The sequence below is a fragment of the Streptomyces sp. NPDC058291 genome (assembly GCF_042880855.1).
In the GTDB taxonomy this organism is placed as follows: Bacteria; Actinomycetota; Actinomycetes; order Streptomycetales; family Streptomycetaceae; genus Streptomyces.
Map to the genome: position 1 here is coordinate 16,701 of NZ_JBHVYK010000099.1, position 10,785 is coordinate 27,485.

At 71.3% G+C, this 10,785-nt stretch carries 7 protein-coding genes, 1 tRNA gene and 1 pseudogene; 3 read left to right on the forward strand and 6 right to left on the reverse strand.

Annotation, left to right across the window (positions count from 1 at the left end; genetic code table 11):
* Window positions 1-128: 128 nt before the first annotated feature.
* From ACFVYK_RS32890 to ACFVYK_RS32905, 4 genes are all read right to left on the reverse strand, one after another.
* On the reverse strand, window positions 129-1,547 hold the full coding sequence (locus tag ACFVYK_RS32890; protein ID WP_389780331.1) for a TQXA domain-containing protein: 1,419 nt from the start codon (window positions 1,545-1,547) through the stop codon (window positions 129-131).
* Between the two features lie 345 nt (window positions 1,548-1,892).
* A complete protein-coding gene (locus tag ACFVYK_RS32895; protein ID WP_389780333.1) occupies window positions 1,893-2,375 on the reverse strand; it encodes a single-stranded DNA-binding protein in 483 nt (160 codons plus the stop codon).
* Between the two features lie 274 nt (window positions 2,376-2,649).
* A complete protein-coding gene (locus tag ACFVYK_RS32900; RefSeq protein ID WP_389780335.1) occupies window positions 2,650-4,719 on the reverse strand; it encodes a YfjP family GTPase in 2,070 nt (689 codons plus the stop codon).
* 201 nt (window positions 4,720-4,920) lie between these two features.
* Entirely contained in the window at window positions 4,921-6,528 is a 1,608-nt protein-coding gene (locus ACFVYK_RS32905) for a dynamin family protein (RefSeq protein ID WP_389780337.1), read from the reverse strand.
* 320 nt (window positions 6,529-6,848) lie between these two features.
* Between ACFVYK_RS32905 and ACFVYK_RS32910 the strand changes: the two genes are divergently transcribed.
* Window positions 6,849-6,921, forward strand: a tRNA-Arg gene (locus tag ACFVYK_RS32910).
* Window positions 6,922-7,100: 179 nt separating this feature from the next.
* On the opposite strand, the gene ACFVYK_RS32915 is transcribed toward ACFVYK_RS32910, so the two are convergent.
* A complete protein-coding gene (locus tag ACFVYK_RS32915; RefSeq protein ID WP_389780339.1) occupies window positions 7,101-7,490 on the reverse strand; it encodes a hypothetical protein in 390 nt (129 codons plus the stop codon).
* A 1,447-nt stretch (window positions 7,491-8,937) separates the two neighbouring features.
* Here ACFVYK_RS32915 and ACFVYK_RS32920 point away from each other — a divergent pair.
* Complete coding sequence (locus ACFVYK_RS32920) at window positions 8,938-9,426, forward strand: hypothetical protein (RefSeq protein WP_389780340.1); 489 nt, start codon at window positions 8,938-8,940, stop codon at window positions 9,424-9,426.
* Between the two features lie 406 nt (window positions 9,427-9,832).
* Here the strand turns inward: ACFVYK_RS32920 and ACFVYK_RS32925 are convergent, their stop codons facing one another.
* The gene (locus ACFVYK_RS32925; RefSeq protein ID WP_389780342.1) at window positions 9,833-10,285 is read right to left on the reverse strand and encodes a hypothetical protein; all 453 of its coding nucleotides are present in this window, start codon (window positions 10,283-10,285) and stop codon (window positions 9,833-9,835) included.
* Between the two features lie 120 nt (window positions 10,286-10,405).
* Here ACFVYK_RS32925 and ACFVYK_RS32930 point away from each other — a divergent pair.
* Window positions 10,406-10,785: pseudogene (locus tag ACFVYK_RS32930) on the forward strand (IS982 family transposase); the annotation flags it as partial.

Sequence of the window (10,785 nt, forward strand, 5' to 3'; positions counted from 1 at the left end):
GTCGGGAGAACCCATCGGCCTGCGACGGTGCCCGGAGGCCGGCGCCCGGACGCACGGGCCTGCTCGCAGGGCGGAAGGGTGGGAGTCGGGGAGGCGGGCCGGGGCAGGGCAGCGGGCGGTGGGCCGGTTCAGTCGTCGGGCTGGGTGTCCTTTCGGCCGATCAGGATCAGGGCCGCTCCTCCGATGATCACCAGGCCGATGGCCGTGCCGGCGATGAGGGGGGTGGCGCTCGTGCCGCCCGTCGCGGCGAGGTCGGTCCCGGTCTCGGTCGAGGCGCCGCCCACCGTGGCCGGGCTCGGTTCGCTGAGGGTCTGGGCGGTCAGGCCGGCGGTCTCGTCGGCGCGGGTCCTGCAGTCCAGGACGCCGGTGAAGCGGTAGTCGGCGCCTTGCGGGCCGGTGATCGTGAAGTCGTAGGCCTGGTCCTCCTGGAGCGGGATCGTCACCGTCCGGGACGCGCCGGCCGGGACGGCGTGCCGAATGCCCATCAGATCGAAGTCGAAGGCGTCGTCGCCGCGGTTGACCGCGGTGAGGTCCACGCCGGTCTTCGCGCAGTTCTTCGCCGCGGAGAGGGCCGGGAGAGCGCCCTGCTGCGCCCAGGCCGCGCTCGCCGTCGCCGACACGGTCGACTCGCTGGAGCCGGCCAGGATCTGGGTCTGGCTGCGGCTCTCCGAGGTGAAGGCGCGGCCGACGGGGACGGTCGTCGAGGCCTGCACGGTCAGCTCCGCCGAGCCCGGCACCGCGTCGGCGGGCACGTCGAAGAACAGTCGGCTGCCGTCCGTCGCGGAGGTGACCGCCTTGCCGTTCTCGCCCACGATCCGCACCCCGCTGGTGGCGGCGTTCAACGGGGGCGTCACCGTCACGGCGGTCGCGTCGGTGTGCACCGTGACCGGGCCGAGCAGTTCACCGGGCCGACCGGAGACGGCGGGCGTGTCGAGGGTGAGGGAGGCCTTGGGCTCCGGCAACGCGCGGGCGGCCTTCTGGAGGTAGTCCGCTAGCCGCTCGGCGCGCGGACCGACGGCGTCGACGTCAGCGCCGTCCGAGTAACGCCAGATGGCCACCTGGGTGCCGGCGGCGGCGTCCTGCTCGGTGAGACCGCCGTCGATGCCGGCCCTGTGCGCCAGCGAGGCGAGGTCGTTCACCTGGGGGTAGGAGTTCTGCAGGATCCAACGGATGCGGCCCGCGTCCCGGTTGACGCCGAGAGAGGTGCCGCTCCACGGAGTCTCGTGGTACCTGGCGTCCCGCTGCGTGGGGTTGTAGAGGTCGACGCAGTACGTCTGCAGGGTGCCGCCGCCCTCGACGGACATCTCGAACAGGCCGGCCGACACATCCTGGTCCCCGCCGTCGGCGTGGATCACGGCCGTGCCGTACGTCTTGAGGCCGCCTATCGTCGCGGTGGCTCCGCCCTGACCGTGCGTCACCTCGACAGCGGACGCCTTGTCCGCGCCGGCGACGACGCCCGCCGCGATGAAGCCGGACACCAGCGCCGCCACGGCGAGACGGACCGCGCCTCGTCGGCGCGAGAACCGCACAGAGAGCGAAGAAATCACGCAATTCCCCTTCGAGCAGGACCCGTTGACGTGGGGGGTACGGTCCCACCTGCAGAATCTGAAGCCCCGTGAGCCACGTCCGGCATCCTAGAGACGCGACGCACCACGCTTACCGGTCATCTCATCGGATCGTCGATCCGACTCGGAATCGTTATCCCCAAGATCGCCTACCGGCCGGGCTTATCGACAAATCCACTCACCGACCGGCAGTGCATTCGCCGATAAGCCGCACTTCGGTCAACGTCAGCGTTGACAGATCCCTGACGCTGCGTCACCGTTCCGCTCTCCCGCGCAGCGCTTCGTCCCGCCCGGCGCCCGGCCTCGGCTCACGTCACCCCCGCCGACTCACGTCACCCCCGCCGGCTCGCGGCGCCGCGGAGTGTCGGGCTCCGGCTCCAGGGGATCCGCGGCCGGCGTCTCCCAGTCGGGCTCGGGCCGCGTCGGCGTCCCGGCGACGGCCGGTTCGGGGCGGTTCGATCGCCGGAAGGCCGACGTGCCCCGCGCGAGGTCGTGACCGATCGCCACGGCGTCGATGTCCGCCGACGTCCGGACCTGCTGCCCCTCGCGCGACTCCGTGCGCACCTTCAGCCGGCCCTGCACGACGACCGGATCGCCGACGTTCAGCGAGGCCGTCGCGTTCGCGGCCAGCTGACGGTTGGCCCACACCGTGAAGAAGTTGGTGTGCCCGTCGGCCCAGGCGCTCTTCTCGCGGTCCCAGTAGCGCGAGGTCACCGCCAGCCGGAACCTCGCCGACGCTCCCGACGCCAGCTCTCGGAACACCGGCTGCGTCGCCACGTTGCCCACCGCGCAGACCATCGTCTCGTTCACTCGAACCCTCCCTCAGCGGGCGGTCGCGCCGCCCGGATGCGCCCACGGGACCCTCCCGTACGGCTGCGTCCGCCGCGAAGGCCGGGACCGTGCGTCCCGTGCCGTCGCCGCCTCGCGGCGACCGCGTCCGTCGCGATCACCGCGAAGCCAGACTGCCTCCGCCGCGCCGAGCCCGCCGAGCGCTGTGGATCACCCCCAGCCTGTGGAGAACCCCACCACCCGGACGAGTGACACACCTCCCCCACCGGGGGATCACCCCCCGGATCTCCTCACCTCATCGTGCGCCGACCGCCGTCCCCGTGACCCGTGCGTACTGCTCCCGGACCTCCCGGTACCGCAGCAGTTCGGCGGCGACGGGATCCAGGACGCGCGCCCGCCCGCACCCCGCGGCCGCCTCCCGCAGCCGGCGCTCCGCGTCCTGGCCGTAGCGCCGGGCCGGCCCCCGTGCCGCCATCCGGCAGCTCCACTCGACCAGCGGACCGCCCACGATGCCGGACACCATCAGCAGCACCGGGACCCCGAGATTCGGCGCGAGAACGCCGACGATCTGCCCCACCAGCCATAGTCCGCCGACGACCTGGAGAAGCGTCATGGACGCCTGCGCCATCACGGCCACCGGCCACCAGCCCGGTCGCGGCGGCCGGCCGGGCGGCAGCCCGGCCCGCGCCGCCAGCTCGTCCAGCGCCTCGGGCAGTCCCTGCGCACCGCGCACGGCCGCCTCTCGCACGGCCTGTGCCCAGGGCGTGGGCAGCCCCGCCGAGGCCCGCTCGGACAGGGTGCGCACCGCCTGCTCGACGCGCTGCCGCGCGGTGATCTCCTCGTCCGGCGGGGCGCTGACCGGCAGTCGCCCGGTGGGAGGGTCACGCCGGTCCTGGTGCCAGCGCCACAGCCGCAGCCAGGGCGTCCCGCAGGCGCGGCCCGCGTTGCGCAGCCAGGCGCGCTCGGCCGCCTCGCCGGCCGCGGTGGCTCCGACGGCGTCCGCGAGACGGTCGGCGAACTCGTCCCGCGCCTCCTCGCTGAGCCCGGTGCGCCGCCCGGTGGCGTAGACGGGCCGCAGCCCCCATGCGGCGGTGTCCAGGTCGGCCGAGATGCGGCGTGCCGCCGCGCCGCGCTCGGCGACGAACTGGCCGAGCAGCTCGCGCAGTTCCCCCAGGCCGTCGCCGGTGAGCGCGGACAGGGCGAGCACGGTGGCGCCGGGCTCGCCGTACTCGCCGAGGGCGACGCCGTCCTCGTCGAGGAGGCGCCGCAGGTCGTCCAGGACGAGCTCGGCGGCGTCGCCGGGCAGCCGGTCGACCTGGTTGAGGACGATGAACATGACCTCCGCGTGGCCCGCCATGGGCCGCAGATAGCGCTCGTGCAGGACGGCGTCGGCGTACTTCTCCGGGTCGACGACCCAGATGACCGCGTCGACGAGTCCGAGGACCCGGTCGACCTGCTCGCGGTGCTGCACGGCGGCGGAGTCGTGGTCGGGCAGGTCGATCAGGACGAGCCCGCGCAGCTGTTCCTCCGCGTCCGCGCTCTGCACCGGCCGCCTGCGCAGTCGTCCCGGGATGCCGAGCCGGTCGATGAGGGTCGCCGCGCCGTCGCTCCAACTGCACGCGATGGGCGCCGAGGTGGTCGGCCGGCGTACGCCCGTCTCCGAGATGTTCACTCCGGCGAGGGCGTTGAACAGTTGCGACTTCCCGCTTCCGGTGGCGCCCGCGAGAGCGACGACCGTGTGCTGGCCGGAGAGCCTGCGCCGGGCAGCCGCTTCCTCGAGAACGCGGCCGGCCCGGGCGAGGGTCCTGCTGTCGAGGCGGGCGCGGGACAGCCCCACCAGCTCACGCAGGGCGTCGAGCCGGGACCGCAGTTCCCTGTCGTAGACGAGCGGGGGCGAGGGCGCGGACCCGCCGCCTCCGCCGCCTCCCCCGCGTCCTCCTCCGCCGCCCCGGGACTCCTTGAGTGCGGCCTGTTCGGCGGCGGACGCCTCGGTCACCCGGCGGGCGATGAGACCGTCGTCCCAGGCCCCGCCACCGCCCTCCGCGCGGCCGCGACGGTCCTGGGGATCGCGCTGTTCCTGGCGGCGCCGCTGTTCCTGGTGGTCCTGCTGTTCCTGGTGGTCCCGCTGGTCCTGGTGGTCCCGCTGGTCCTGGGAATCACGCGGGTCTCCGGGATCCCCCTCGTCCTGCGGATCGGGGTCGCCCCCGGAACCCTTGGGGCCCGAGCCCTTGAGGACATCGGGGGCCTGCCTCCGAGGCTCGGCCACCGACGTCTCCCCCTCCCCCTCATCCTCCCCCGCATCGCCGGCCTGCCGCCCTTCCTGCCCGCTCGTGACCCCGTCCTCCTGATGACCTCTGTCACTCATGTGGTCCTGGCGATTCCTGCGGTCGGAGTGACCCCCGCGATCGGTGTGGTCGGTCTGCTCGGTGTGCTCGGTGTCGTCGATGCGGTCCCTACGACCTCTGTGATTCCTGTCGTGCGTGTGGTCCGTGTGGTCCGTGTCGTGCGTGTGGTCCGTGTCGTCCGTGTGGTCCCTGTGGTCCTGGTCAGCGACGGCGGTCACCGGTCACCTCTCCTTCTGCAGTACGGACAGCGCGGCGATGAGTTCGGCCTGGGGTTCGGGGTGGACCTCGAGTCCGTCGAGGGGGGCCAGGCGGCGCTCGCGTTCGGTGTGCATGACGCGGTCGAGGTGCTCGGCGAGCAGCCGTCCGGCCCGGTCGCGCAGCCGCAACGCGCCGTGGGCGCCGATCCGTTCGGCGAGCCCCTCGCCCGCGGAACGCGCTCTGCGGCCGCCCAGCAGGGCGGTGGCGACGAGCGCGGCGACGGCCTCCGGGTCCGGCGCGACACCGCGTTCCAGGCCGCGCACCTCGTCTTCGGCGTACTCGTCGAGCTCGCGCCGCCACCGTCGTACGGCGAGACCGATCCGGTGTTCGACGCTCTCCGGAGCGGTGTCCCGGTCCGTCAGCTCCGGTGCGTCCGCTGCCGGTTCGCGCCGCCAGGCCTCGTCGACGCGTTCGTCGGCGGCGGTGACGGCGCACAGCAGAAGCGTGACGAGGCTGTCCGAGAGGGCGTCCAGGAGTTCGCCCGCGGCGCAGTCCAGGGGGAAGGCCCGCCAGCGCTTGAGCGCGTCCCCGGCGAGCACGGCTCCGCTCTGCAGGCGGCCCCGCACGCGTGTGTACTCGCTGTCGTACGCCGCCTCGACGGCCGAGGTGAGCCGCAGGGCGGCCGCGTACTGCGCGGCGGCGGCGCCGGCCAGTCCGGGCATGCGGGCCTTGAGGGAGTCGAGCACTCCGCCGGCGGTGCGGGTCAGCGCATGGCGGCGGGCGCCGGAGTCCTGGCACTGATGGGCCAGCCAAGCCCGCAGCGGCGCCACCGCGGTGGCCGGCAGCAGCCCGCCGCCCCAGGCGGACTCGGGCAGTTCCGGGACGGTGAAGCGCGGGACGTCCCCGAGCCCGGCCTTGGTGAGCAGAGCGCCGTACTGCCGGGACACCTCGGAGACGACCTGGTGGGGCACCCGATCGAGGACGGTGACGAGCATGGCGTCGTACTCCTTGGCGGTGCGCAGCAGATGCCAGGGCACGGCGTCGGCGTAGCGGGCGGCCGTCGTGACCATCACCCAGATGTCGGCGGCGCAGATCAGCTCGGCGGCCAGGACGCGGTTGTCGGCGACGAGGGAGTCGACGTCGGGGGCGTCGAGGAGGGCGAGGCCGGGGGGGAGGGTGTCGGCGGTCTCGATGCGCAGCACCCGTCTGCCGTCCTCACCGGGCAGCAACAGGTCGTCCGTCGACTCCTGGTGGGGCACCCACACGCGGGTGAGACCGGGCAGCACCCGCATGCCGCTGAACCAGTGATGGTCCTCCGGATGGCACACGAGCACCGGAGTCCGTGTCGTCGGCCGCAGCACGCCCGCTTCGCTGACGCGCCGCCCCACCAGGGAGTTGACGAGGGTGGACTTGCCGGCGCCGGTGGAGCCGCCGATCACCGCCAGCAGGGGCGCCTCGGGTTGCCTGAGTCGGGGCACCAAGTAGTCGTCGAGCTGGGCGAGCAGTTCGTCGCGGTTGGCACGCGCGCGTGGAGCGCCCGCCAGGGGCAGCGGAAAGCGTGCGGCGGCGACACGGTCGCGCAGGGCGGAGAGTGCGTCGAGCAGCTGAGGCCGTACGTCCAAGGTCACCACACGCGAAGAATGCCCAATTTCAGGGGATTTATGAAGCATATAGGCATGTCTGCGCGCCGATAGGACACAACGGACGGAAGGTGCGACTGGGACAGAGGCGCAGCCCAGGCATAACGAGTGCACAACACCCGTGTTCCGGGACGCCAAAAGCGCTGCACGATTCGCACCTGCCTGCGATTATCAGGACCGCTTCACTGAACCTCCACATTGAGCCACGGAGGCGAAGCGACCAGGACGAGGAACCGGGAGCCCTATCCTTGTCCCCGGCAACGTCACGGATCGGCCCACACCCGGGCAGCACGTACGAGGCCACCACACCGGCCCCCGTAGCTCAGTGGATAGAGCAGGCGCCTTCTAAGCGCTTGGCCGCAGGTTCGAGTCCTGCCGGGGGCGCAAGTCTCCGCCCTCCCTTCGGGAGGGCATTTTTGCTGCTCAGAGCACGTTTCACGCGACACGACGAAGCCCCGGACACTCCCCCGACGATCAAGGGGAGGTTCCGGGGCTGTCCGGCTGTCACCGGGTTTTCGCGGGTGGCTGTGTCGAATACGTGTCGAAGTTTTCCGCGAGAAGCCTCAGCCCGGGTCGGGCGGCTCGGGAAGATCCCCCCCGGCTTCCAGGCGCCGTTTCAGGTCAGGCAGCTGCCCCTCGACGCACCGTGTGTAGGTAGCCAGCAACACCGGCACGCTGTTCCCGGCCCATTCGGCTACCTGGGCGGGCGGGATCCCGTCGTTGAGCCATTTGGTGAGGCGCGTGTGCCGGTTGTCGCACACCCGCTTCCCCGTGGGCGACTCGAAGACGTGCGGGGGCAAGACGGCTTTGCGCGCACTGCGCCACGCCCGGCGGATGACCGACCCGGCGAGAATGCCGCCCGTCTCCCCCTGGAACAACAGATCACCGGGCTTGAGCTGCTCGTCCTCGATGTGCTGCCGCAGGATGCGCGTCAGGGCGGGATGCCCCGGCACGGTGCGCGTCTCACCCTCGGCACGGCCCTTCAGGTCAGTTCCTCGTGGATCTCCCCGGTGTCGTCCACTGCTTGCCGACCTCCGGAGTCGCGGTGTGGATCAGCAGCTCACACCACTGATCTCCGGCGTCGGGCCCGGGAAGCGTCACATCCTGCACTCGCATGGCTACGGCTTCATCCGGCCGCAGAGCGCAGTAGTACAGCGTGGCGAAGAAGACGTGCAGCCGCATTCCTCCACGCGGCCGGCACCGAGTCCAGTCGAGGAGCGCCGCCGCCTGGTCCGCGTTCATCAAGGCCCGCGCACGGCGCGGGGGCGCGCCGCCCTCTGCGGCGCGGCCTGCCTCCTGTCTTCGCCCCGGCTGGCCGCGCCCGGCGGCGCGCTGCGGGCAGCGGGTAGCGGGCAGCGGGTAGGAAGGCGCGCCCGCGGGTCAAAGACGCGCCTCCGGCGGGGGCGCTCAGGCTCCGAGAAGGAGGGGGCGCCGTTCGCGAGTGCCGGCCGAATGGAGTGCAGGAGGAGGCTTCCATCCCGCCTGCCATCGACCCAGGCAGAGCCGAGCAGTCGCGGTTCAGGGCGTGTGGGTCGACCGGCAGACGGGATGGAAGCCGGGGCGAGTGGTGGGTAGGCGCGAGTGAGATCATCACGTATGACGCTGATTAAGTACATGACAAAGGCCAGAGACGAGCGATGGTGGATACAAGGTCTCGGGCTCATGGCCGGCGCGGCCTGGGCTGGCTTCCGCGCTTTGAGTAACGGACGACCGCCACTACTGAGGGTGGGTTTCGGCGTAGCGGCGATCTGCTTCCTGGCTGCAACTGCGGGACTCGTCATCGACCAAATTCGGGCAACCAGGCGAGGCCGCGGGGGTTCCACGGATGACACTGCCGCGGGCGAGCCGCAACAGCCTTGATCGATGCCGGTTCGAGGGGGCCGCGAAGCGTGCCGCTTCTGTGCCGGAACGGGCGGGGACTCACAGGGAATCGAGGTGCGCCAGGGTGCGTACCTCCCCACGTCGCCCAAGGCTGGGATTCCCAGGTCAGACCTCTGAGATCGGTTGCTGTACAGCAACGAAGTACAGCAACCATCGCGACCAGCAGCAGGTCGAAGACTATGGCGCGTCGTCTGCGTGTTCAGGTGACATCGGGTTCTGAAGCGGAGCGTCACGGCCGCACCACAAGTGCACCAGATCGAGCGGGGATCAGCAGGGAACCGCGGTAAAAGCCGCCGAGGCCGACGGGACAGCGCCCTGTCTAACTGCGTGACAACGCCGACGGACAGCAGCGAACGAGCGCGAACGCCTGCGGACCATCAGCACAGGTGAGAGCCAGTCCCGCACAAGGCAGCGCCCCCACCCAAGTTGCTTCGGGACGAAGAGGTCGCTCCCTACAAAAGCCGAGGCCAAATCGGCAATCAGGTGGCCAGGGAGCCTCGTTGCTCTCACGATGAGTGCATGGACCGGTTGCAGCGCAGCGCTTGGCGGTATGTGGCGGAGGTACTCCCACCCGAGGAGCTCCCGATGCTTGCTGCTCATGCACTCGTCGACGGGCGTGATTCCCCCGCCCTGCGCGAACTGGCCGGCCTGCCACGCAGGAGCGACGAAACCGAGATCCGTGAACTGTACGTCCAGGCCCTGCACGAACTCGGCGTACCCCTTCCCGACGAGGAGACAGCCGGCCGCTGCCTCCTCGTGAGCCTCGCGGTCGGTCTCGCGAATGCCGAGCTGAGCCCCAAGGACGTGGTCGACCGGCTGTCGATGACGGTCGCAGCCCGCACCCCGGAGGAGACACAGTTCCTCTCCATCGCGGCGAACTACAGCGAATGGATGGGCGCGGACGAACTCCCGGATTGGGAGGACGGTCTCAGGACTGCGGCCCACTCATTGACCGCCTCCACCGATCTCGGATCCGGTACCGGCGTGCCAGGGTCGCGGCGCGACTGACTGACCCGCCTGACGCGCCCCGAGCCAGACCCGTGCCGGATACTGCGGGCAGCCACGGGGAACAGCGGTCACCCACCCAGGGACGCCCCCAGGTCATGACACGGATCGACAGCAGGTCACGGGACTATCGAGGCAGTAGAACCCAAGCTTCCCAGGCCAAGGATTCAGACCTCGTCGGCATGTGCCAGCTGTCGCGGCTTGCTCTGGTCGACGGAACCGTGCAGCGTGGCTGAGGCCGGGGGGGGTGCAGCGAGGCATACGCCTGCCTGTCCGTCGGCGCACCCGCCGTCGGGGCGGGCTGCCGTCGGCTGGGGTCGGGCGCGGCGGGCTCTTGAGGGCTGTAATCCGCCGGGCACACCAGGGGCCCGCCGACGCTGGTCGACGGGCCCCGGGGTGGCGCGCGGGGTCAGCAGGCGTCGTACTTCCAGGCGCCGCCCTCAACCGTCCACGGCTGCCCCTGCTGGGCGAACTTCGGCAGGCCCTTCACCTTGTACGAGACGCGGCCCATGTCCCCTGAAACCGTCGCGTGCACGTCCGTCGCCGGATGGTCGGGGCCGTAATCCTTCGCGGCCTGTCCCACGGTGGCCGCGTACGTGGCCGGGTCTGCCTTGGCGCGACAGCGCTTCGACAGGAAGGCGTACGCCCCTTCCCCGACCCCTCCGAAGTAGAGGTTCACGTACGTGTCCGCGACGCGCTCCAGTTCGAAGACGTCGGGCGCCCTCGGGGTGGTGGTCGGCGTGTCGGCGGCCGTGGTGGGGCTGCTGTTCGGGGTGTCGGCTTTGTCATCGCTGGACGAGGAGCAGGCGGCGAGGGCTGCGAGCAGGGCGGTGGTGAGTGCGATGGTGGCGCGGGTGCGCATGTGTCCCCCATGAACAGTGTGCTGGAGGGGGCATGGTGCCACGCCGGGCGTGGCTAGACGATTGATTCCCAATGCTGACGGTGCGTCCGGGAACACAGGCAGGGTGTCCAAGATCGTTCTGTGACGAGCGACTTGGACACCCTGCTGACCGCACTGTACGTGAAGATCGACGACGAGATCGGAGATACCCGATGGCTGGGACGCCCTCCGCGGTTGACGGACTCCGAACTCGTCTGTCTCGCCGTGGCCCAGGCGATGCTGGGCTTCGCGTCGGAGGCCAGGTGGCTGCGGTTCGTCCGCTCCCGGCTGGGCGCGATGTTTCCGTACGTGCCGAAGCAGCCGGGCTGGAACAAGCGGCTGAGGGCCGCTTTGCCGCTGGTCAAGCGGGCGATACGGCTCCTTGCCACGGACACCGACTTCTGGTTCGACAACCACTGGATCATCCCGACTCCACCCCCGTCGAGTGCGGACGCTCGCGGCCCACGGTGAAGCGGTCGGAC